This is a genomic window from Runella zeae DSM 19591, from assembly GCF_000423565.1.
GTDB classification, from domain to species: Bacteria; Bacteroidota; Bacteroidia; order Cytophagales; family Spirosomataceae; genus Runella; species Runella zeae.
In genome coordinates this window covers 1-21,085 of sequence record NZ_AUIF01000058.1, presented here as the reverse complement: position 1 = coordinate 21,085, position 21,085 = coordinate 1, and the positions used below count along the sequence as shown (strand labels likewise).

Sequence of the window (21,085 nt, the reverse complement as noted above, 5' to 3'; positions counted from 1 at the left end):
ATTTTTCACTACCAATGCACATGAATAACAACTCAAATCCGCACCATGTGCCCATGACGGCAGGGGCTGAAACGGCTAAAAAATTGAGTTTTAATAAAAAACAGTTAGCCATGTTTCTAATCCCAATTGCTTGTTTAATCGGAATAGGAATTTTTGGAGTGATGGGTGGATTTATCTCAACTGGTCAAAGTAATTCTGCTGATAGTACTCACCTCGACTTAGCCCCACCCGAAGCAAAACTAAAAAATGTGAAGGATGACGACAAGTATGACAAAGACTTTACCCCTTCCGACCTTAGCCCTAATCGTTCAGGTACAAATGCCCTTGATCAACACGCTGCTCAAAATACCGAAATGCTCACGGGTCAGAACCCAACGCAACGCATGGGCACGAATGAATACTTGACTGAAAATGATTTGCAAGAAATTGAACAGCGAAACAATAAACTAAAATACGTTTCGCCCACTGAGCAAAAGCAGTTTCAAAAACGTCAATTTGCCAAGCAAAACCAACGTCAATTGCGAGAACAGCAACGGGTGTTGAATACGATGTACCACAGCCCGAAAAGTAAGGAGCAATTAACTGAGGAACGCCAAGACCAAGCCGACCGTGATTTTAATCGCCATGCGACCGAAACTGTTTTACGGCAAATCGAAATGGCCAATCAAAGGAACGTGGGTGGCCAAACCGGAGGTGGAGCTTCCCCTGCCCTGTCTGCCGAGCCATTGATGAGCAAAGAATATTTGACTCTCAAAAAAGCCTACGGAGGTCAATTGCCCACGGAGTACCGCACGTTGTTCAAAAAGGAAATTGAGGCAGAGAACAAGGGCCTGCTTAAAAATGAAGCCGAAGGACCAACAACCCTAATTTTGACAGAATCCGAAAAGAGAACTACTAATGGTTTCTACGGCGCTAACAGTGCAAAAACCAACTCCAAATCAGCCCGAACGAACAACACGGCTATTGAAGCAGTAATACATGGCGACGGTGACAAAGTGGTAGTAGAAAATGGAAGTACCCTAAAAATTCGATTGACTGAAACCGTACAATTGCTGTTAAATAGTGAACGAGTAACTTTACCTGTTCACACACTTCTGGCAGGAACTTGTCAGATTAACGGAGAAAGGATTAGTGTTACAATCAGTAGCATTAGACTCGGCGTCACCCTCTATCAAACCAATCTCACGGTATATGACTTGGATGGCCGTGCAGGGCTTTATGTTCCTAAAATTCGAGAGAAAAACATCATCGCCAATAGTTTGGGGCAATCAGCACAAACAGCAGTAGCTTCACCTTCTTTCTTTATTCAGCAAGGCAGTTTAGGACAACAGGTAGGTACACAAATGGCCTTACAAGCTGGGAATTCGATTTTTTCGGGCGTGAGAGCATACGCCCAAGCGAAAATTGCGAATGTGAAAGTAACGGTAAAACCCAATTACAAAATCTTACTCAAACCCACCGAACGGGGGAGTTCGTTTGGAACAATCAACGAATAATAAACTATCTTAATATGAAACTATTTTTCTATCCGACTGCTTTGGTCGGGCTCATCTTGTCGCTTTCAGGTTATGCTCAAAAAGAAGGAGTTTCAGTAGCTAACCCAATATTGACTCAATCAATAAACAGCACTCCTTACATTTTACCCATTGACAAAGGCTCAGTAAAAGGCAGTTACCCCATTGGGGTTTCTAATCGAAAAACAACTCATATTATTTTTCCCGCCAAAATCAGAGAATTTGACGCTGGCACAGGCGATGTAATTACCCAAATACCCGAAACAGTTCCGAATATCCTGCGAGTAAAAGCCAAAGAAAAAGCCGATTTCTGCGAAACCAACATGACGGTTATCACCGAAGAAGGTAGCTTTTACAGTTTCTTGGTTCGGTTTCAGGAAGATCCAGAGATACTAAACATCAACATCGCTAATAATCTGTTGGCAGACAATTTTACGTCTGACCAAAAAGGGATAAACCACAGTCCTACTATTTCATTATCCAGTGAGAAAAATGAAAACGAGATGCTAACCGAATGTCAAAAGGTTCAAAAGTTGACTTCATACGTTCGGAATATCGGTGCTTCTAAAATGAAAATGACTTGTTTACTCACCAGCTTATATGTGAAAAACAAAACGATTTACTTTCAAATGAGCATCAAAAATGACTCAGAGATTGAATACGAAATTGATTTCTTCAAGTTTTACCTGCGAGACAAAGACGTACTCAAACGCATGGCGGCCCAAGAAGTAGAAGTAAAACCTTTTACCAATTATCCCAAAACATTGACTACCATCCGCAGTAATACCGAATACACCACAGTGTATGCCCTTCCCTTGCGAACTTTTCCTGAAGACAAGGTAATTGAAGTAGAGCTATACGAAAAAGACGGTGGTCGCCATTTGCGTTTCCAAGTGGAAAGCGACATCATGCTGCAAGCAAAAAATCTTTAATCCTTTGATTTTGAGTTAACAATGAAGAATACTAAACTATCAAAATATTTTTCTATTCAAATAGCCGCTGTTTGGTTAGTCTTCGGAGTTGCGGTAAATGCCCAAAACCACTTAAAAGGGCAACATTTCTTTGAAGGTTATTTAGGTACAGTGGGCGGTTTTCGCCCGCTTAGTGGCTTCCAAATACTACTTTCAACAGGAAAATACAACCGCCATTACAACGCCTGGAAAGCCACTGCCAGTTACCAACGCAAAACCTCTGAACTCGTTGATTCAACCAACATCCCACAAGAACAATTTACCTTGGGATATGGCTACGAATTTATTTTACATCGCAATGCCACCCGTACTTTTTTTGTACGGGGATTGGCTCAACCCTTTGCAGGTTATGAATCCGTCAACCATGACCAAGCTATTTCCGAAACTGCAACACAACATTCCAAGTTTCTGGTAGGCCTGGACGCTGGCATCGAAGTAGAAATAAACCCCGTTATCTTCGGTTTCCGCCAACGGTGGAACCCTACATCGTCGGTGCAGGCTTTTCATTCAACGGTGTTTGTGGGGGTGAGGTGGCATGGAAGGTGAGCCCCTCAAAGGTCCTCAATTCCCATTTTTAAGAAAACAATGTCATCAAAAGTTGGGTTATTAGCATTGAAAACTTTGGCTATCAAATACTTATCCTTTTCAGATGCAATCATAAATTTCCACTCAGAATTTCGGAGTATAACATCAATTTCATCAGATTCATTACTGGTAGTAGTAGATTTTGCATCAATGTAATACATGACATTTTGCAAGTCTTGTGTTAAAACTTCAAAATCGTATTTAGTTCCATACTTTTCACCAGTGTTTTTTTCGCTAACCCATCTTACCCGCTCTTTACCAAAACTTCCAATTAGGTACTCATTTACAATTATTTCAGCTTTCAAACCTGAATTTATTTCTGTCCTAAACACAGTATTAATACTCCTATCTTCTGCTTCTTCTGGCTTTGAATAGTTTTTGACCATTAAGCCAAGAGAGATTAATTCTTTTAGTTCCTCTATGGAACGCCCCTCCATAAACTTTTGAATTGCCTTTTTTTCTTCCGAAAAATGGATGCCTGACTGAGAACCTAAGTTCTCTGAATAATAAAATTCAAGATAACTCGCTCGTTCTTGGCTATTTAACTCAGCCAAAAAAATGTTCTCATAATCAGAATTCTTATTTATGAAAACCTGATTTTCAAGCGGATAAATATCTCCACTTTCAAATTCACCAATAATTTCACCTAAAAATTTTGTCTGGTACGGGATTTGACCATCATACAGAAAAACGGATTTGTTGTGTATTTCTTCCCAACGCTTTAAATGAGGCATTTCCCATTTCTCCGAAATTCTTAGCTTTTCTATATTTACGGTTTCTTCAAGACTTATTTTCGTTGGGTTAAGGCTTTTTAGCCAAGCTTCTGATATAATATCACTCAAATAAAAGTGGCTCTTTTGGGTCAATATGTCAAAAATTTTCTCAAAAAAAACAGTATCAACCTCGCCAGCATAAAATTGGTAGTTGTTGTTGAGAATTAGCTCTATCTCCGACTTTCGGACGTTTTTTATAATCGGAATTGGTAATTGAGCATGATAGGGCAGTTTAGAGTATAGATTTTTCAAAATGCCTACTTGCTTAGTATCCATTGGAACTGTCGAATTCTTACCAAAAAACCAAAACAAAGTATTTGAAAGTGTAACTGTGTCAGTTTTTAAGTTTGCCAATAAAATTTCCGTGTCAATATCAGACTCTAATATCAATGCTTTCCGAAGTTTAACAACGTCTGAGTTTTCAGAACGTAAACCTGTGCTACTTAAATAGGCTAATTTTTCGATAGTTTTATCATTTTCAAACCAATCTGTAACCCACTTTGGGATTATTTCTGAGCCATAGGCATAGTCATCGGGATGAATCCATTCTCTAACTTTAAAATCAGGTAAAACGCTTTGTTTTAATACATTTCCGAACCCTTTCTCAAACAGTTCATTCAGTATTTCAGAAGCCTGAACTGCTGAAAAATCAAAACCATTTAGGATTGCTGAATCATTCCGAAGGTTTGCCTGAATCATTAGAAATGCACCTTGCATAGGATTGATAATTTTAGGATAACCTCTTCTCAATTCATCATACACACGCGCAAGTTGTTTTCTTTCGGTTTTAAAAATTAACCGAAGATGTTTTCGTAAGTCTTTATCTTTAAACTGCTCATACTAATTCAGATTTGATATGACGTATTTTTTATATAAGGGAAACAACACAAGGAAATAATTGTATCTGTGTCCTCAAATAACGTTTCCAAAATATCCTGAATACGGCTTTGAGCTTGTTGCAAACAACTGAAAACCCTGTTTTTCAATCGACGTCTTATCTCTTTAAATAGCCTTTCTGCCGGGTTTAACTCGGGGCAGTAAGGAGGCAGCTTTTGAAAAACCAAATTGGGAACTTTCTGTAAATGAGCTTTATGCGCCTTAGCGCCATCCATTATAAAGAGTGATTTGGTATCTAAACAGGAATCAACTTGGTGTACAAACCATTGAAACCACTTAGCATTTAGTTTTGGCAAAAAAGCAGCGTATCCCTGACCAGTAAAAGGGCATAAACTTAGATATAAGTATAGAGACTTATACCCTATTTGAACCGGGGTATACGGACGGTATCCCGTAGGAGCCCACTTGCAGCCTGAATCTGTACGTGTCCCAGCCCGTAATTCGTCGTGACACAAAATGGCCTGATCGGGAAAATCTTTTCTTAACTCGGCAAATTTTTTTTAAAGAATTCCAGATCATCCCTATTCTGTTTGCAAGGGACGGGCCTGCCTGTTTTCAGTTTTATGCCTAAGCGTTTACAGAGGTCAAAAACGCCTCCAATAGTGTACTCAAGGCCTAAACTACCCGACAAATACGCCTGGATATCAGCTAATGTATAGGCCTGATCATCCAATAAGTAACGGCGCAAATGGCTAACTTCAACAAAGGAAATTTTACCAAAATAACCCTTGTTTTTGGATTGTAAAAGACCTTCAAGTCCATGTTGACGATAGGTTTTCCAAACGCGCTGCGCTTGTCGCACACCAAGATTAACCTGCTGAGCGGCTTTGGCCTGTGAGCTACACTCCCCGGATTTCAACAACCGAAGAAAGCGTACATAGTCCCGAAACTGACCCTTGGACTGTTGTTTTTCAAGTGATTGTAACTCTTGAATCTCATCTCTAATTAAAATTTTATAATCCATAATCCAAATATACGACTTCCCTATTCTGATTTAGTATCAATAATACTTGATACTAGATCACTACTTCCCTCATAATCAGGCAATATAGCCGAAAGAGCAAATTCATACTTTTTAGCATCATCACCCTCACCAACTCTAAATATTACTTCATCACTAAAAGAAAATTCCTTGACATTTATTTCGTTAATGAAGATTTTATCTCGAAAAAATTCTATTTGTTCCTTATCCTCCTTGTATTGGTCAATAAATACTTCAATCGCTAAATGCTCAAAAGCAGTTTCTCCATATTCTGTACCTGGCTGAATATCAAGTCGTTTTATTTGTGATATAGCGTACTTTTTTAAGTCTGCGGAATCACTTTTTTTCAATAGTCGCATCAAGCGGACATCAGAAAAACCAGACATAACAGCTTGTTTCAGAAGGGCTTCTGTTTCCGTTTGGAGTCCGATGGTATTTAATTCTGGGATGTATAAACCTTTCGGAAGCTGCCTAAAATCATCTATTTCTGACAGAATGACAGCCAAATCCTGATTTGAAGTGTAGAACTGTACCTTTGTCTCCTTGTGTATTTTGTATGAATCATTCTCCTGTTCAATCCAATACTCTTTTAAAAATGATTCTTTGTTGAGTACACAGAAATTTAAAATCTCCAGAACTTCCACTTGTGTATAACATCCTTCTAATGGTAAGTCGGTAATATTCTCTCCAACATTGATATGAAAAGGTGTTTTGTCATCCCTGAAGTGTGACAAAAGCGTTTTCTTAGGAAGTTTCTTTTGGGCAATTTTCTGTATAACCGCTTGAAAATCTGAGTAATTCTTAACGTCTTTGAGTTTTGGGCTATAAAATATTTCATCTATACCGACGAATTCAGTATCCGTAAAGATAAATGGGTGACCGTTGAAACCTTTTGCGTTATCAGTCAGGCTATAATACTCAATAATTTGCTTGTAAAACAGTTCTACTTGTTCTGGTTCAATATGCCCAATAATTGCCTTAAAGTTTCCCTCTGGATAGATAATCTCTTGATAAATAGAGCTTTTTGGCATAAAGTAACTTTCAAGTGCAGAAAAGTATTCTGTACCATCAATCTGATATGGTACTAACCATGATGTCAATACTAACTTAGGTGAAAGTAGCTTCTCTATTGGCAATGTCTCCCCTAAATTGTTTGTAAAAAGAATCAACTCTTTCAAGGTTTCTTTCCCAACACCATCAAACTTTGTGGCTTCATTTATGAGGTTTTCAAAAAGTCGCTGCTTTTGTTTAGGTTGTAACAGGTTTGCATTTTGAGCTGAGAACGCCGCTATTTTCTTATAAATTCGAACTTCAGATTCAAGGCTATCTTTAAGTTTTGTATGTAGTTCTTTATAGGAACTGATATTAAGAGAAGATACAGAAAACCCTAAATGAACCAAAATTAGCTTAATGCTCTGCACTTTATCAACACATACCAATAAATTGTCAGAGACTGCAACATCTTCAACAGAATAAAATTTGTTGCCTGAAAAATGTAAAAATTTTAATTTTTGAAGCTTTGTTATGGTTTGTTCCCGCAGATAAGACTTAGCACCTAACTCTTTTAAAAACAGTTGATAATTTTCATCAGTCGTCTTCTCTATCCAAGTGTTAAGCTCATCAATTTCTGCTTTTTCGATGATATGGGTCACATCCCATGATTCTAAGCCCAGTTTATCACTCGCTTTTGAAACTATTTCATCTACAACATTTACTAAAAATGGGAGCGGCTCTTGCGAATCATACCAGAACCATTGAATATTGTTGAAGCCTAAAAGGCCTAAGTGAAATTTGATTTTTGTCTTTATAATCTTGACATTTCGAGGCTCTACTGAAAAACCATTACCGAAGGTGGGTATGTTGGTTCGTATGTAGTTCTCCAAAAAATCCCAAAAATATTCATTTAACCACTTTTTATCTTGCCCTTTGGGCTTGTCCGATAGTAGGAGATTAGCATAAATATTTAGAAAATATTTCCTATTTTCCCCTGATTGATATGAATCAAGCTTTTTAATAAGGCAATTCGCTACTTCGGGTAGTAAAATTCGGTTCTTGTAACTATTATGAAGCTCTCGACGATTAGATTCTATATTGAAAGCATCAGAGTGAACAATAAACCTAAAACCGTGAACCTCTGAGCCAAGTGGAAAATATTTGTAGAAATTTGGGGCTTCCTTTAATAAATAGCTTTCGGTTATTTTAGGGAATCCTACGGATATTTTGATATTGAAGTCTGGGTAGTCTGGTTCAATACGCTGAAATACCTCTGACTCTTTTTCTATTTCAAAGTGCTCTAAGTTTAATTCTTGTTGTGTAATAGCATCTTCGTTGATAAACATCTTTTTCAACTTACCGAGCATATTAATCGAAAACTTGATACCGCTTTTTAGATTTTGACTGCTCTCATCAAAAAAAGACCTTTTTCCTTCTCCCAGTTCAAGAAAGAAAAGCGACCCTTGGTTGAATTCCGAAAGATCCAATTTGCCTCTATGTTTATTGATACATTCATTTAGAAACTCTTTTAGCTTTACAATTTCATTCTTTTTGAACGGTATAAACTCCTCGTATCTCAGGTTTTTTACTTTTTCATTTATTTCTACTGGAAAATTAGTTAGCAGTATTTTAAGCAGCCAAGGAGAATTCCACCACGTCTTTGGCTCCTTTATAGGGCGCAAACCAAATTGTCGTTTAAGCGGCGCGAGCGAGGCCCATTTTTAGGGCGATGACATTTCTTAAGGACTCTCTTTTGTGACTTTTAAAAACGGCGCGCATATTTAGCACTGCGTTTAATCCTTTTGTCCAGCGTTGTCCCACGAGTTTGCATCTTTGCTGCACCAGAGTACTAATGGCCGATTCAATAGCCCCACTGCCAATACAGTATCCAGCGGCCAGATATTCATGGTATTTCATTCGGTATCGATTATGTTCATAGTACTTTATGAGGCTGTCTGCCTGCTGCTTGACATGCTGACTTTTGCAGGTGTTTTTTTTATCAACTATGGCTTCAATGACCCTGTCGAGCTGGCCTTCCAAGAGCTGTTTTGACCAAGTTTCAATCCAGCTCGAACAGGCCTTATCATCGCTGAAAGCAGCTTTGGCAAAATCGGCCAGATGCTTGGTGGCATGGTAAAAATCAAGAATCATAACCGCATCCGTATGTTTGGTAGCCAGCCAGCGGGCAATCCATTCGGCCCCGTCACTAATGGCTACCAATTGCAGATTGAGGGTTTGTTTTAGGTGTGCGGCGATTAGTTTGTCGAAGCGCTGGGTAAAGTCGGTGCTACTGCCCAATTGAGCGATATAATCTGATTTTGTCAAAGCCATGCGAAGCTCAACACCCTCATTATCAGAGGATATTTTAACCAAATGATGAGCCCCAAACAGCCTTCCGACCTTGGTTTCGCGGAAGCCTTCATCGGTCCGAATATGACCCCCGTCAGTCTCTACATACAGGATTGGGGCTACGGGTGCCGCATTGGCTTTGGCCTGATGTGACAAATCAAAATCGAAGCCTGGACTTGTTAACACCTCTTCGACTTGCTCCAACTTGCCAAAGTACTCCGTCAAACGTTGGCTTTGAGAAGCACAAACCTGAGCACTTGGAAGAACCGTATTGAGTAGTTGAGCACTTCGTTCAAAGGGAAGTTCACTGCCAAATTCTAGCATATGACTTTGCAACAGGGGACTCACCCCAAAATTGTGCTGCATCTGAGAAACATAACGATGCGTTTTGGCTAATTCCAAGGGGCCAAGCGTGCTTTTAATCTTTTTTTTTTCGTCGATCTTTACTCGTAACCCCCAGATTCTTCTCCGCTACGGCTCGGCCTAACTCCGTCCAGAGTTCTACAAAACCCTGCTCATACTCCAAAAGGCTCGGGCTGCTGTTGAGACGGTTTATGGCTGCATATTTGGCTCGAGCCATCTCGATGAATTCTGATTCTGTCATTGATTTATTCGGTTTATGGTAAAAATAATACCAAAGTTAGCAAATACAAACAGGCGACAATTTGGTTTGCGCCCCCTTTATATTATATCTTATTGGAGTTATTTGCTCACCTTTCAGTAATGCTTCAAAGTGGTCTTTTTGGGACCAGCTAAATAAAATTGGCCCTTTATATTGATTAAAAAGCTCATTTAAGCCCTCATTCTTACCCACTAATCGATGAACCAGTTTAAAACCAATACCAAAACGTCCAATTTTATCACTACTTCGTTTTCCACTACTTTGCCCAATATTCAGAATGGACAAAATTTCATCTTGCTCAAATGGTTTGCCATTATTGATTGCAAGAAAGTAATCGTCATTATAGAAAATTGAAAAATTTGTCGAATCACAATCAACTGCATTTTGGATAAATTCGTAAATGGCTTGATCATCTTCTGCCATTTCTAAAAAACCTCTAATAAACCTATCCTCTCCTTCTGGCTTATATCCATGATACAGCTCAAAGAAGCCTTTTTTTAGGATTTTCCCCTGTGAATCACGATGATAAGTACCCACAAAAGATTCGTCATAAAGGGTATCACTATCTGCTATTTTAATTTTCGTCTTAAAATTAAATCTAAATCCTTTTATGCTTTTGGTGTTCATTGCTTTTTACGGAGTCTTGAAAAAGTAAATCTATCACATTTTGTCATATGTAGGTATTTAAATACTCAAACATTTAACATTTCTATCCTCTTAATCAATAACTTAGCATATTCTGCCTTCATCTCATCCGACAGAAAACTCTGTTCAATCAGCCCTAACATGGCCGTTTGTTTCTTGACAAACTTAGCATAAACCCGTTCGGAAGATTTGGCAGGAATACCCAGCTTTGTGGCTAATTCGTCAAAATCACCTCGTTTGAGTCGGTTTTTCTTGCCGTTTATTGTTAAAGCTGACTCTTCTAGGTCTTCAGGCATAGCCAATTTAGTAGAAACCAAATCATAGGCAGGAGATAGAGCTACTTCTCCGTTGTCAAACCGAATCAGCGAGAAGTTTTTTAGGTGCATGTCAGCATTACTCGTGATAAAACAAAAAACCACCAACTCAAACAGTGCCAACGCTTCCAACCCTTTGTTGGTTGTATAGGTACGAATCGTTTTACCCACTCTTTCAATAGAGCCTCGGTATTTGTGTTCGGTTAGATTCTCCGTCAATTGACATAAATCCTCTACGTGGATTTTTCCATTTTTTTGTCGGTCAAATCGTTTGGTTAGGTATGCCAATTTACCCGATTGCAACCGAATCAGTGTATGTTCTGCCGTTTTGAGCCCACACAAAGCCGCCAACTTCATTGTCAAGTCTTCATTTTCGGGTAGTAATTCAAAGAGGTCGGTTGGTGGTTTGAGAATGTAACTGCCCCACAATCCTACCACTGTAAGGCGGCTTGTTTGGGCATTTACTTTTTCTAAATCTAACGAAAGTTTGGGCTGCACACCCGTTACGGCTACACTACGAATGATAAGCCGTCGAGCCATTTCTCGCAAATCATCAGTACCCAAATTGAGGGTTGGCGGTATCGTTGTTCCAAAAAACTTCTTACAGCACTTGGTATGGAAGCCTTGCTCTTGCTCACTCAAAGGCTCGTAACAATAAAGGCAGCGTTGGTTCATGGCTCACTATTTTCAATGTTCTTTACACTTACTGCCCCAAGGCAATCTTGACAAACCGTGAGTAATAGGCCCATTCGGTCTCGTGGGTTGAGCTTCCAATTTTGAATGGCAATATCTAATAACCAACCCTCTGGAATCAATCCGTCAAAAAATGGAAACAGCACCTTGCTTTTATAGGGTGCTTCCCTCAGCGGTAACGTTAGGCTAACGGGTGGATAATTGTTTTTCAAATAACCCACTTCATACATGAATACATACCCATCTTCTTCTTCGCTAATGATGCCCGCTAATTGGTCTTGGTAATAAACCTCTCCGCTCCTATTCATGGTCAACCTCCTTCTTAACGGGGCCTAATTCACATCCAAACAAATCCAAGACCTGATTTACCTTGTCGAGTCGTAAGGTTTCTTTACCTTGTTCAAGCTCTCTAACAAAGCGAAGTCCTACTCCCGATTTTTCGGCCAAATCCACTTGGGTCAATTTTAACGACTTGCGTTTATCCTTTACATATTGAGCAATAAGTCTTTTCATTTATACCTGTTCGGGGTTATTTTACCAATACTTAGGTGTTTTATACCTGTTCAGGTACGAATATAGTAAAATATTTTCTTTTTATACCCGAATGGGTACAGACTATTTTCAATTCTATTTTTAACAAGGTATTATTCCTAAGTTTCCACCTTCTTCCCACCAAGGTGAGCCGTAGTATTCATCCATCGCCAAGGTGAACATGGCATCTTTTTCGGCCTCGCTCCTACGCTGCCAACTTGGTAGTTCGTCCCATTCATCACAAAGCCTGATTTGCCACAAATACCCTGTTGTATCAAAAATCTGATACACATCTGCCGATTGCTGTTGTACTCGAACCAATCGAAACCCCAATGCTTCGGCTCGTCGTTTAGATGATTGTTCAATGGGTAAAGTTGTTGTTTCCATTGGAAATAGTTAGCTATTTTAATATCTAAATATACAGATAGTAAACTATTTCACCAAAAATGAGGGTTTAATGCCTAATTTTTTTATCCAATGGATTAACATTTTTTATTTGAAGATGATTGAGTTACGATAATAATACCTATTTTTGTTCGCATATCGCAATTTGCGAACAACGAACATGAAAAAGCACAATGGAATGCGACCACTTGATATAGTGGTTCTATCAAAAATTATCGCTTACGGGCATGACGAGTGGAAAACCCGTAATTTGTCGAATGATTTGGGTATTAGTTTATCCGAAATCAGCGAATCACTCAATCGCTCCATGATTGCGGGTTTAATAGACAATGAAAAACGTAAAGTATTTAGAAATAACTTATTGGATTTTTTGCAACATGGCGTCAAATATGTGTTTCCTGCCATACCTGGCCCCTTATCAATAGGTACGCCGACGGCACACTCTGCCCCATTTTTCCAAGCCCAATTTATCTCAAATGAAGCGTTTGTTTGGCCTAACCCTGAAGGAAGTATCCGAGGACAAGTAATTGAACCTTTATATGTTTCAGTAGCAAATGCGGTTAAAAATGACCCTATTTTGTATGAAATATTAGCTTCTATTGACATATTAAGAATTGGAAGACCTCGTGAAATCAAATTAGCAAATCAAGCACTTAAAACCCTTTTCGATGCCTCAGTACAACCAGCATATTAATTTATTGCGAATTAAAGCTGTGGCCACGGCTTTACAAGAACTCAATGAAAATGTGGTCTTTGTTGGTGGAGCTACTGTTGCGCTCTATGCCGACGTTCAAAAATCAGTAGAAATCAGGCCAACAAATGACGTTGACGTGGTTATTGAACTCGCTTCTTACAAAAATTATGGAAATTTGGATGAACGGCTTCGTTCAATCGGCTTCCAAAATGATATAGAATCAGGTGTAATCTGTCGGTACAAAGTCCAAGGAATTATTGTTGATGTGATGCCAACCACCACTGAGGTCCTTGGTTTTAGTAACCGATGGTATGCCGATGGTTTCAAAAATGCCATCGAACATGAGCTTTTTGAAGGCTTCTTTGTGAAAATTTTTAATTCGGCTTACTTTATTGCTACAAAATTAGAAGCACACAGGATGCGAGGTGGAAGTGACTTTCGTACCAGTACTGATTTTGAGGATATTGTCTTTGTGCTTGACAATTGCCCCACTTTAAGTAATGATTTATCCAGTATCTCTGACGATTTGGGTCAATATTTGAAAGTTGAGTTCACCAATCTTCTAAAACATCCAGACATTAAAGAAGGTATCTATGCACATATTGAACCTCGGTTTGCTGCTCATCGCAGTATGAAAATTTTAGAATTACTGGAATCTTTCGTGAACAGCTTCGAGTAAAACCTTAACCTACTCGAAGCTGTCTTCTTGCTTTCACCTCTGGCGCATCCTCTGTCTTTTGCTGCTCCTTCCAAATCACTCGCTTCATTTGGGTGGTTGTTGTAAGCTTATACAATTGCTCTACTTCCCGACAAAAACGACCCATTTCTAAAAAATTGAAGCGAGTTTTTGCCGTATTTTTCCCGTCTAAATTGATTCTGTTGGCAATGATGTGAAAATGATCATGGTCTTTATCAGCATGACGAAAAGCAACAAGTTGGTTGTTTTCCATGCCAAAACGCTGCGCAAACAACTGGCAAATCTCGGCCATTGTTTCAGTATCAACTTTTTCACCTACTGGAAACGAAAAAGCCTGGTGCCAAACGGGTTTCTCAACTCGACGGTTCAAATTAGCTATGCGCTGCATCCGCTCTGACATTTTTTCCAGATTCAGGGGAGTTTCCTTGCCCCCTTTTGTCTGCTTTGAATCAGTAACCGTTGAAACAGGTATGTGCTGAAAATAAACCAATTCACCCCTTATTTGTGAGCGGTCAAGGCTTCGGTTAGGGCGGGTAGCGTAATAACAGTATTCCAAAGTTCCCAAGAAGCTTGTTCCGATAGAAGCTACTTTGCCAATCATAAGGTTTCTTCCAAATAGTCATAAGTACGCTGAACGATATTAGATACCTGCAAAGCCGTCTGTTTTATCTCGATCGAAATGGCCTTGTCATGGCTGACTTTGTGACTCAATTGCAACATCGTTCCTGATAACTTTTCAAGGTTTTTGAGTAAAGCAAGTACATCCGTTGGTAACGATTTTTGCGTAGGTAAGTAAGGCTTACTTTGACTACTACACTGCCTCAAAAAGTCCGCCCTACTAAGGTTACTTTCTTTACTTTTTTTACTCAACAAGTCCCATTCAGCCTCTGTAAACCGTACAGTAAGCCGCTTGTTCCTTAATTTCTTTTCGTCTTTTTTAGGGCGACCATTAGATGGTATTTTCAATTTTTTGAGTTTATATTTTGCCCCTTCCTCTATTCTCTCGCCTCCTTTTTTGTCTGCCAAAAACATAACTTGCTTATTCTGATTTTTAACCTTTAAAGTTTCCCCTTCATTCCTAAATTCTTTCCTCTTCATCGAACTTATTTTCGGGGCATTCCAATTCAAAAATAATATTAAATAAACTATTTTATTTATTTTAGCAACTTTAATATAATTTAATAATTTATGTCGGCTCAAATAATATGTGTACACACTTCCAAAGGTGGAACTGGAAAATCTACCATTACAACCATTTTAGCGTCTTACTTAACTTACGAATTGAGTAAACGAGTCTTGGTCATTGATGCTGATGCTCCGCAGTTTTCAATTGACAGCTTACGCCATCGGGAACAAACCATTTACCAGCATATCAGTCAAAAATGTCAAGATTTTGATGAAGTCAAAAAAGCGCTTTTTGCTTCGCAGCTTTCGGTAGCTGACCAAGCTATTTATGAACGGTACCGCTATAATCAACAACATAGCATCACTGATTTTTATCCAATCTACACCGTTGAGCAGTCAGAATTAGACGAATTGGACATTGAAAAAATCAGTGATTCTTACGACTATGTTTTCTTTGATTTAGGGGGGCGGTTTGATGAAAGTATTATTCGTACACTCCGCTTTGCTGATTTGGTACTTGTCCCTTTTACCACGCAAAACATTGATGTGATGGCTTCGCTTGAATATTGTCTAACCCTGGCCGACCATGTGAAGCAAGGACATCTTTCGAACTCAACCCAATTTTATTGCTTTTGGAATAAATACAAGTTCACATTCCAGAAAAAAGCGGAACTCATCGAATCACAATTGAAAACCAAATTTGCTGCCAAGGGACTTTCTTTTGATTTCCTCGAAACTCGCCTAAATGATGCCGACTCTGGCTTTGACCGTGCCAAGATGTGGACGACCATTTCGTCTCCTATCCTATTCAAAGGTGGGCAATATCTCAATTGCATTGCACGGTTTACCGAAGAAGTTATTAAGCTATCTAATTATTAAAATACTTAAATATTCATGCCACAACTACCCGAAATACTCAAAACAACATTACCTAAACAGAAGATAGCAGAAAGCCAAAACCCTTCTTTCATTTCAGAAATGGACTTTGACGAGGAAACTCTCAATCGGCGAGTATCTACTTACCAAACAAGTATAAAACCCAAACCTCAGCTTACTGTAAAGGTAAAACCCCAAAAGGTATTTCACATCGGATTAAAATTAGATGACCAATTCCGTTCGGAGTGGCTACAACTCAAATACTCGTTGGCTTTGCGGCACGGTGTAGAGATTTCGATGCAAAAATATGTAGAATTTCTTCATGCTAAGGCTGTTGAAAAAAGTGGATCTGATGATTTTTTGGCAGAAATGGCAGGTTATTTTCAAGCTAAAACCCAATGATGTTACAAATCTCGTTGAGTTTATACTTAGTCAGCGCCATATCAATGATTGTAATCTGGGCGGCTCTACTCTTATTTTTTTTCAAAGTTTCAAAACGGACTAAGAAAAAAAGACCTGTTCCAGAGACCTTCACCTTTTTTCAGCCCAAACAGGATGGCTCCTTCAAAAACACGGACGATATAATCATTAGCTCACGGTTAGATGATTTAGATATTAAAATAGTTACCTATCAAAATAGCTTAATAGGTAATAAATTAAAAACAGCACCTTTGCCTATTGAAGAGCCTTCTGAGTTTGCAAGTGATGATTCTGATCAGCCTTTTGCGCTATTTTCTAATGAGGAGATTCAAGCCTCGGTAAGTCAAGCTCAACAAAACTTGGAAGAAATTATAGCCAAGCGTAAAGAACGAAAAGCTGAGTTATTTGAATTTGAGCAATTATTGGAGGCTATGGAAGAAGATGATAAAACAGTTGAGTAGTTTTCTATTTAGATATTTTTCTATTTTATTATTCGGTTATTAGCGTTTACCCCCTGATTCCCACTGCAAAGAGCCTCGTTTCCAGAGGCTCAACCAAATCGCTCAGAGCTTCAATTTGGCTTATTTTTTCAATCGAAATAACCGAGCATCGAAACGATACCCCAACGAAACAAGCGCATAACTTTTCTCCGACAGTGATAGGGGATTAACTCGGTAACAAAAACCCATAAAAATCAGTCCTTTTTCAGCTTCTACTTTTCCCTCTAATCCTGCAACAAAACGGGATTTCTTTCCTTCGACCACAAAACCTAATACCTGGTACTCGCTCAATTTTTTCTCATGTCCACCAAAAACGGACAATCCCCAAAAGCCAGATATGCCATTTTCCAATTCAAAGGCTTTTTTCCTCATTCCTATGCCAGCAAATATTTGACGGGTCGTATTGTTGCCAATCAATTTGGTCGAGTTGAACCACACCCGTATATCTCGGTTAGGGTTTAAGTTGTCTTTCAATCCTAATCGAAAGCCGTACATATTACCAGTAGGATGAAATCCCAAGCCCACAGTGGCTTCTACATTTGATATAGTAAAGCGCTTAGTTGAATCCGTTTGAGCCAGAATCGGAGAAGAAAAAGTCAGAGAAATAAGTGAAATTTTGAGTAGTAAACTTTTCATTTGAAGATGGATTAAAGATGAAACTAAGAGCTAATCACTGCCCTATTTTGAGTAATTAACTTACTATAAAGATACTTATATATTTAGATATTTTTATATTTACTTTGATAATCAGGCTCTTACATAAAACTTATTACTACCATCCGTTTTACATTAGATTCTACCCCTTGATTCCCAACCAACGAAGAGCAACGCAGTGAAGCCTTGCCTTCGTATTGGTTTACTTTCTTGACGATTTCGTAGAACTGGGCTTTGAAACGGTTTGTACCTCATCGACAGGTATTGGCTCAACTACTGATACAGGTTCGCTTGCAGCTTCCTCTTTGGGCGGTTCAATAAAAGGTGAGCCATAGATAAGGTGTTTTGGAAACCAATCAGATACGAAAGTAGTAACGGTATTTTGCAGGGTAACAGCCCCATACACGTTGTAAGCTCGTGCCACGTCTCGCCCCAACTTCCGAAATGCTAAATTGCCTTCTTCAAATTGAAAAGTAGCCGCAAAGTATTTACCCTTTTGCGTTTTTCCATCGGGTAGGGTTATCTCATAATCCTTCTTTTCGGCTTTCAGAACAAATTTCAAGTCTTCAAATTTTTTACGTTGATAGACTATTTTTTCACGAGCTTCTTTGAAGTTAATGGCGCTCGTGTTGTTAAACATGATTGTGCTTACACACAAATCAGCATCCAAAAAGAAAAACTCAACCCACTGTGTACTTTCTTTGCGGTCAAATAAACCGCCATTGAAAAGACGCCATGCAAAAGGTTGAAAAGAAAATTCAGTCCCTAAATCTTCTTTCCCGTCGAGATTAAAACGTCCCGTTTTTCCGTCAAAGCGGTATATCTTGGGTCTTCCTTCAATGTAAATGATTTTCGGTTCGAGGGTTTCTTCGCCTGTATCTTCATCTACCAACGTTTCAAATAAGTTAGGGAATAACTCTTGAAGGGGTTTTTGAGTACCGTTTACAGTTAAAGCCGCTGAAACTGTGGTTGTTTCGAGAGAAATTGCAGTTGCCGACATGGTTAAAATGATTAAAGTGAATAAATGATTTGTCATTGATTACTTACCAAAAGTACAATTTTTAAGGCATACCAAAAACACTTTACTATTGATATTCAATTAGTTATGCAACTTCTAAGTGCCATTTGATTATGTGATTATAGCTTTCCCCATGATTGCGCTTAGGTCAAAGACTTTCGAGCCAGACAACTGAGTTGAGTAGAGGCTATGTGCGTGTCTGGCTTGAATGTCTTTGGTGCGATTTGCCTTCAAAATGTGTTCAAAGCAAAGCTGAACTTATTTTGAAGGCTTCCCCTCGATTCCTTGACTGACCAGGGTATAAAGTTGGCGAACTTATACCTTTATACGTTACTGAAGAGTAGCCCAGTATTTTAATATCAAAATAGAAAAATATCTAAATAGGATATTATAAAAACTCAATTTCAGATTCAAAAACCAAAAAGGATAAATCAGGATTAATGTCTGGTACGAATTCAAAATCGGGTGTGGCACTCTGGTTATCGATCAGTATTTGTTTTTGATTCGGGATAACCTTCCCAACAAGCCCTTTTCTGAGAGCAATATCGATGGTATGGCAAATAACAGCCCGACCGTATCGGGCTGTTTGTGAGCTTGGGCAAGATGTTTTAATCAACGATTTCACGGCTGTACCCAAATTTTTGAAATTTACTGGCGGGATGAATGGTGAATCTGAATGTTCCATCTTCGTCATAAAGCTGGACAGGTGTTTTAGATTTTTCGGCTTTCTGGGCAAATTGCTCAATCAACACCAGCTCATCCTTCAAGCGTTTATAATCAGGTGTTGCCGAATAATCGTAGCGTGTCGAAGTCGCTTTTCGAGTAAAAGCCAATCCATACGCAGCGGGGATTTTTTCGGGATAACGATCTAACTCGTCATGTAAAGTTTGGGCAATTTTTTCCCGAGCTTGCTTAGCAATGTACTCAATTCGGTAGAGCCAAGACTCTGCAAGCACAGGGTTAATCTCACCGCTTTCAACCTTTTCAGCAATAGATGTGGCAAATTCATCCAGTTTACTTTTACCGAAGTGAATCAGTTCTAATTGGAATTCCCTTTTCAAAAGGGTAGGTACACGTTTTGTTTTTCTCATTGGATTGTGATTTAATATCTTGTTATAAAGATAGTTAAATACTAAAATATCTACCTCATTATCAAAAAGTTAGTATAAACTTTTAATCACCTATTGTTTTACATTTTCAATTACCCCCTGATTCCCGATTTTAGTAGCTCGATTTTACAAGCTACCGTTTTGAAGTGTTGGGGAACAAAAAACTCTATTATTTTTATATCAAAATAGATAAATATTAAAATATCCTATTAGTTAAGATACGCTGTTAGCAAACCATGAAAAACCCTTTCATCAGCGTAGAATCGGTCTTGAACGCTCATGGAGGTAACTTGATTAAAAAGTGAGTGATTGACCGCATTGTAGAGTAACCAAACGTTGGCAGAACTTTCCAACATTCCTTGCTCTAATTCCATTCGTTCTAAGGCTGCCGAAATTAGTTTCTTCGGAATTCCAACTTTCCGAATAATTTCGGTTGCTTCTTCCAAGTCAGTTACTTGTAAATCCGTCATTAGGTTATACACTTGTGAAGTACTGCTTTCTTTCTTGATTTGAGAAAAGTTGTTGACTAAGCCCACTAAAAATTGTTGAAACTTATCTATACTAATGCCCTTATGTGAAAAAATCCGAAGGAATTGTTCTTCATCTTTCTGCTCAAACCGTTCTTCCAAACCTTTCACTTTGACATTAGCTGGCATCCCGTTTGTTAGCCAATTAAGGTATTCATCTAATGAAATAAACTCGTCAGCCCAACCCATCATTCCGTTTGAGCATATTTGTCGGTAATAGGAAACCCTCATAGTGGCGCTTTTTATACCTCTCATCTCATGTCCCTGAATGGTAAAAGGTGTTTTCCCATTATAGGAGTTTGTAAAGGTCAATTGTTTGCGGATGGTATCATTCCCTGTTTTACCAATTACCAGCGAATCGGGCAGTACAATCCCAATCGAAAACTCACCTTGTAAGCTGTACCGAACGCTAAGTTCATAGTCAATACCTAAACATTCGTCGGCAACAGATTTAATCAGAGAATTGGGAATTAAAGAGTAACTCTTGCTTTGGATAGCGTAAACTTGGCTGCTACCGTCTGTCTTTTGGCCTACAATTGCTCGTTGGCGGTCAGTCGCTACAACATGATAGTTTTCGGGCAAAAGTCCTTCTAAGGCTACGGTTTCAACTGGAAAGCAGATTTTGTCCCAAGTCGTAGCATGAGACAATAGGTTTTTACTGGCATTTTTTGATGCTGTTTTCATTGTGATAAGCGTTTAAGTGTTTGTTTACGATTCAAAAATACAGACAAATTATGATTGTAAAAAGTACTTAAACTATTGAAAATCACTTATTTATCCCTCTGATTATCATTCAAAATTGCCCCGTATCGACGGTTCAATTTGATTCTCTTTTAGGAATGTATGTTCATTCATGTCGAGCAATAAATAGTTTTGTTTATTTTTTAAATAAAAAGTGTTTTTACATTTTAAGCTGGTTAAAGATAAAAACTAAAATATTAGTTTTTATCGTGTTCTTCAATAAATTTTCTTTTCCCCATTGATTCAAAAAATAAAAGAACAAAAATCAAAAACCTCTTTTTTATATAAGTTTTTTAAAGAATGTTTTTAAAAAGTTTTTTATTAAGTTTTTTAGCAGTCATAAAAACAAGCATAACTCGTTGGTTTTTAATTATTTATGAAATAATAAATGTATATCCATTCATGTAAAAATGTATATTGAGTCATGTATAAATGTATATCTATTCATGT

At 38.4% G+C, this 21,085-nt stretch carries 26 protein-coding genes; 8 read left to right on the top strand and 18 right to left on the bottom strand.

The features are described 5' to 3' along the window. Positions 1-20 precede the first annotated feature (20 nt). Genes traM through G563_RS34905 form a run of 3 tightly spaced genes read left to right on the top strand, consistent with a single transcriptional unit; the run spans position 21 to position 3,031 of the window. A complete protein-coding gene (gene traM / locus G563_RS34910) occupies positions 21-1,496 on the top strand; it encodes a conjugative transposon protein TraM (RefSeq protein WP_051211008.1) in 1,476 nt (491 codons plus the stop codon). 14 nt (positions 1,497-1,510) lie between these two features. Beyond that, positions 1,511-2,446 carry a conjugative transposon protein TraN gene (traN, locus tag G563_RS0115715; protein ID WP_028666158.1) on the top strand — a complete coding sequence of 312 codons (936 nt, stop codon included), beginning with the start codon at positions 1,511-1,513 and terminating at the stop codon, positions 2,444-2,446. 21 nt (positions 2,447-2,467) lie between these two features. Then, on the top strand, positions 2,468-3,031 hold the full coding sequence (locus G563_RS34905; protein ID WP_051211007.1) for a conjugal transfer protein TraO: 564 nt from the start codon (positions 2,468-2,470) through the stop codon (positions 3,029-3,031). A gap of 5 nt (positions 3,032-3,036) precedes the next feature. Here the strand turns inward: G563_RS34905 and G563_RS0115705 are convergent, their stop codons facing one another. The 11 genes from G563_RS0115705 to G563_RS34895 form a co-directional block, all read right to left on the bottom strand. Beyond that, complete coding sequence (locus G563_RS0115705; protein WP_028666157.1) at positions 3,037-4,605, bottom strand: protein NO VEIN domain-containing protein; 1,569 nt, start codon at positions 4,603-4,605, stop codon at positions 3,037-3,039. Positions 4,606-4,688: 83 nt separating this feature from the next. Continuing rightward, the gene (locus G563_RS39210) at positions 4,689-5,195 is read right to left on the bottom strand and encodes a transposase (protein WP_169579767.1); all 507 of its coding nucleotides are present in this window, start codon (positions 5,193-5,195) and stop codon (positions 4,689-4,691) included. A 26-nt stretch (positions 5,196-5,221) separates the two neighbouring features. Beyond that, positions 5,222-5,704, bottom strand: coding sequence for a helix-turn-helix domain-containing protein (locus G563_RS0115695; protein WP_028666155.1), 483 nt, complete (start codon positions 5,702-5,704; stop codon positions 5,222-5,224). A gap of 20 nt (positions 5,705-5,724) precedes the next feature. After that, the gene (locus tag G563_RS0115690; RefSeq protein WP_028666154.1) at positions 5,725-8,397 is read right to left on the bottom strand and encodes a hypothetical protein; all 2,673 of its coding nucleotides are present in this window, start codon (positions 8,395-8,397) and stop codon (positions 5,725-5,727) included. A gap of 13 nt (positions 8,398-8,410) precedes the next feature. Then, positions 8,411-9,466, bottom strand: coding sequence for a hypothetical protein (locus tag G563_RS0115685; protein WP_157585370.1), 1,056 nt, complete (start codon positions 9,464-9,466; stop codon positions 8,411-8,413). A 16-nt stretch (positions 9,467-9,482) separates the two neighbouring features. Continuing rightward, complete coding sequence (locus G563_RS0115680; protein WP_028666152.1) at positions 9,483-9,668, bottom strand: hypothetical protein; 186 nt, start codon at positions 9,666-9,668, stop codon at positions 9,483-9,485. A gap of 36 nt (positions 9,669-9,704) precedes the next feature. Next, on the bottom strand, positions 9,705-10,313 hold the full coding sequence (locus tag G563_RS0115675) for a sacsin N-terminal ATP-binding-like domain-containing protein (RefSeq protein WP_028666151.1): 609 nt from the start codon (positions 10,311-10,313) through the stop codon (positions 9,705-9,707). 65 nt (positions 10,314-10,378) lie between these two features. Beyond that, positions 10,379-11,320: a HipA domain-containing protein gene (locus tag G563_RS0115670; protein WP_028666150.1), complete on the bottom strand. Its 942-nt coding sequence runs from the start codon at positions 11,318-11,320 to the stop codon at positions 10,379-10,381. After that, positions 11,317-11,646 carry a HipA N-terminal domain-containing protein gene (locus G563_RS0115665; RefSeq protein ID WP_028666149.1) on the bottom strand — a complete coding sequence of 110 codons (330 nt, stop codon included), beginning with the start codon at positions 11,644-11,646 and terminating at the stop codon, positions 11,317-11,319. Before G563_RS0115665 ends, G563_RS0115670 begins: the two co-directional genes overlap by 4 nt. Then, on the bottom strand, positions 11,639-11,851 hold the full coding sequence (locus tag G563_RS0115660) for a helix-turn-helix transcriptional regulator (RefSeq protein ID WP_028666148.1): 213 nt from the start codon (positions 11,849-11,851) through the stop codon (positions 11,639-11,641). The genes G563_RS0115665 and G563_RS0115660 overlap by 8 nt, the downstream gene beginning before the upstream one ends. 120 nt (positions 11,852-11,971) lie before the next feature. After that, positions 11,972-12,256, bottom strand: a complete 285-nt coding sequence (locus G563_RS34895; protein ID WP_051211006.1) for a hypothetical protein — start codon at positions 12,254-12,256, stop codon at positions 11,972-11,974. 178 nt (positions 12,257-12,434) lie between these two features. Here G563_RS34895 and G563_RS0115650 point away from each other — a divergent pair, with 178 nt between their 5' ends. Together G563_RS0115650 and G563_RS0115645 are read left to right on the top strand one after the other, a co-directional pair. Continuing rightward, the gene (locus G563_RS0115650) at positions 12,435-12,968 is read left to right on the top strand and encodes a hypothetical protein (protein ID WP_028666147.1); all 534 of its coding nucleotides are present in this window, start codon (positions 12,435-12,437) and stop codon (positions 12,966-12,968) included. After that, complete coding sequence (locus G563_RS0115645) at positions 12,943-13,647, top strand: hypothetical protein (RefSeq protein ID WP_037327079.1); 705 nt, start codon at positions 12,943-12,945, stop codon at positions 13,645-13,647. Before G563_RS0115650 ends, G563_RS0115645 begins: the two co-directional genes overlap by 26 nt. Positions 13,648-13,651: 4 nt before the next feature. On the opposite strand, the gene G563_RS34890 is transcribed toward G563_RS0115645, so the two are convergent. Both G563_RS34890 and G563_RS0115635 read right to left on the bottom strand, forming a co-directional pair. Further along, positions 13,652-14,266, bottom strand: coding sequence for a relaxase/mobilization nuclease domain-containing protein (locus G563_RS34890; protein WP_051211005.1), 615 nt, complete (start codon positions 14,264-14,266; stop codon positions 13,652-13,654). Then, positions 14,263-14,865 carry a plasmid mobilization protein gene (locus G563_RS0115635; RefSeq protein ID WP_229598516.1) on the bottom strand — a complete coding sequence of 201 codons (603 nt, stop codon included), beginning with the start codon at positions 14,863-14,865 and terminating at the stop codon, positions 14,263-14,265. Before G563_RS0115635 ends, G563_RS34890 begins: the two co-directional genes overlap by 4 nt. On the opposite strand from G563_RS0115635, the gene G563_RS34885 reads away from it, so the two are divergent. From G563_RS34885 to G563_RS0115620, 3 genes are read left to right on the top strand one after another with little or no spacing between them, the layout of a single operon-like run. Continuing rightward, positions 14,854-15,669, top strand: a complete 816-nt coding sequence (locus tag G563_RS34885) for a ParA family protein (protein ID WP_051211004.1) — start codon at positions 14,854-14,856, stop codon at positions 15,667-15,669. The genes G563_RS0115635 and G563_RS34885 overlap by 12 nt on opposite strands. A 15-nt stretch (positions 15,670-15,684) precedes the next feature. Beyond that, positions 15,685-16,068: a hypothetical protein gene (locus tag G563_RS0115625; protein WP_028666144.1), complete on the top strand. Its 384-nt coding sequence runs from the start codon at positions 15,685-15,687 to the stop codon at positions 16,066-16,068. Then, on the top strand, positions 16,065-16,547 hold the full coding sequence (locus G563_RS0115620) for a hypothetical protein (protein WP_028666143.1): 483 nt from the start codon (positions 16,065-16,067) through the stop codon (positions 16,545-16,547). The genes G563_RS0115625 and G563_RS0115620 overlap by 4 nt, the downstream gene beginning before the upstream one ends. 120 nt (positions 16,548-16,667) lie before the next feature. Here the strand turns inward: G563_RS0115620 and G563_RS0115615 are convergent, their stop codons facing one another. The 5 genes from G563_RS0115615 to G563_RS0115595 form a co-directional block, all read right to left on the bottom strand. Beyond that, positions 16,668-17,222 (bottom strand): hypothetical protein, encoded by a 555-nt coding sequence (locus tag G563_RS0115615; protein WP_028666142.1) that lies wholly within the window; start codon positions 17,220-17,222, stop codon positions 16,668-16,670. A gap of 220 nt (positions 17,223-17,442) precedes the next feature. Continuing rightward, positions 17,443-18,240, bottom strand: a complete 798-nt coding sequence (locus tag G563_RS37045; protein WP_051211003.1) for a hypothetical protein — start codon at positions 18,238-18,240, stop codon at positions 17,443-17,445. A 406-nt stretch (positions 18,241-18,646) separates the two neighbouring features. Continuing rightward, a complete protein-coding gene (locus G563_RS0115605; protein ID WP_157585368.1) occupies positions 18,647-18,883 on the bottom strand; it encodes a hypothetical protein in 237 nt (78 codons plus the stop codon). Continuing rightward, positions 18,867-19,349 carry a hypothetical protein gene (locus G563_RS0115600; protein WP_028666140.1) on the bottom strand — a complete coding sequence of 161 codons (483 nt, stop codon included), beginning with the start codon at positions 19,347-19,349 and terminating at the stop codon, positions 18,867-18,869. Before G563_RS0115600 ends, G563_RS0115605 begins: the two co-directional genes overlap by 17 nt. A 227-nt stretch (positions 19,350-19,576) precedes the next feature. Further along, a complete protein-coding gene (locus G563_RS0115595) occupies positions 19,577-20,578 on the bottom strand; it encodes a hypothetical protein (protein ID WP_028666139.1) in 1,002 nt (333 codons plus the stop codon). Between the last annotated feature and the right edge of the window lie 507 nt (positions 20,579-21,085).

What these genes read in the sequence shown, in the direction of transcription:
- traM (WP_051211008.1), top strand. Translation starts at nt 21, where the DNA reads ATGAATAACAACTCAAATCCGCACCATGTGCCCATGACGGCAGGGGCT.
- G563_RS0115675 (WP_028666151.1), bottom strand. Translation starts at nt 10,313, where the DNA reads ATGAACACCAAAAGCATAAAAGGATTTAGATTTAATTTTAAGACGAAA.
- G563_RS0115625 (WP_028666144.1), top strand. Translation starts at nt 15,685, where the DNA reads ATGCCACAACTACCCGAAATACTCAAAACAACATTACCTAAACAGAAG.
- G563_RS34895 (WP_051211006.1), bottom strand. Translation starts at nt 12,256, where the DNA reads ATGGAAACAACAACTTTACCCATTGAACAATCATCTAAACGACGAGCC.
- G563_RS0115680 (WP_028666152.1), bottom strand. Translation starts at nt 9,668, where the DNA reads ATGACAGAATCAGAATTCATCGAGATGGCTCGAGCCAAATATGCAGCC.
- G563_RS0115645 (WP_037327079.1), top strand. Translation starts at nt 12,943, where the DNA reads ATGCCTCAGTACAACCAGCATATTAATTTATTGCGAATTAAAGCTGTG.
- G563_RS0115600 (WP_028666140.1), bottom strand. Translation starts at nt 19,349, where the DNA reads ATGAGAAAAACAAAACGTGTACCTACCCTTTTGAAAAGGGAATTCCAA.
- G563_RS34885 (WP_051211004.1), top strand. Translation starts at nt 14,854, where the DNA reads ATGTCGGCTCAAATAATATGTGTACACACTTCCAAAGGTGGAACTGGA.
- G563_RS0115695 (WP_028666155.1), bottom strand. Translation starts at nt 5,704, where the DNA reads ATGGATTATAAAATTTTAATTAGAGATGAGATTCAAGAGTTACAATCA.
- G563_RS0115620 (WP_028666143.1), top strand. Translation starts at nt 16,065, where the DNA reads ATGATGTTACAAATCTCGTTGAGTTTATACTTAGTCAGCGCCATATCA.
- G563_RS34905 (WP_051211007.1), top strand. Translation starts at nt 2,468, where the DNA reads ATGAAGAATACTAAACTATCAAAATATTTTTCTATTCAAATAGCCGCT.
- G563_RS0115595 (WP_028666139.1), bottom strand. Translation starts at nt 20,578, where the DNA reads ATGAAAACAGCATCAAAAAATGCCAGTAAAAACCTATTGTCTCATGCT.
- G563_RS0115665 (WP_028666149.1), bottom strand. Translation starts at nt 11,646, where the DNA reads ATGAATAGGAGCGGAGAGGTTTATTACCAAGACCAATTAGCGGGCATC.
- G563_RS34890 (WP_051211005.1), bottom strand. Translation starts at nt 14,266, where the DNA reads ATGATTGGCAAAGTAGCTTCTATCGGAACAAGCTTCTTGGGAACTTTG.
- G563_RS0115615 (WP_028666142.1), bottom strand. Translation starts at nt 17,222, where the DNA reads ATGAAAAGTTTACTACTCAAAATTTCACTTATTTCTCTGACTTTTTCT.
- G563_RS37045 (WP_051211003.1), bottom strand. Translation starts at nt 18,240, where the DNA reads ATGTCGGCAACTGCAATTTCTCTCGAAACAACCACAGTTTCAGCGGCT.
- traN (WP_028666158.1), top strand. Translation starts at nt 1,511, where the DNA reads ATGAAACTATTTTTCTATCCGACTGCTTTGGTCGGGCTCATCTTGTCG.
- G563_RS0115670 (WP_028666150.1), bottom strand. Translation starts at nt 11,320, where the DNA reads ATGAACCAACGCTGCCTTTATTGTTACGAGCCTTTGAGTGAGCAAGAG.
- G563_RS0115660 (WP_028666148.1), bottom strand. Translation starts at nt 11,851, where the DNA reads ATGAAAAGACTTATTGCTCAATATGTAAAGGATAAACGCAAGTCGTTA.
- G563_RS0115650 (WP_028666147.1), top strand. Translation starts at nt 12,435, where the DNA reads ATGAAAAAGCACAATGGAATGCGACCACTTGATATAGTGGTTCTATCA.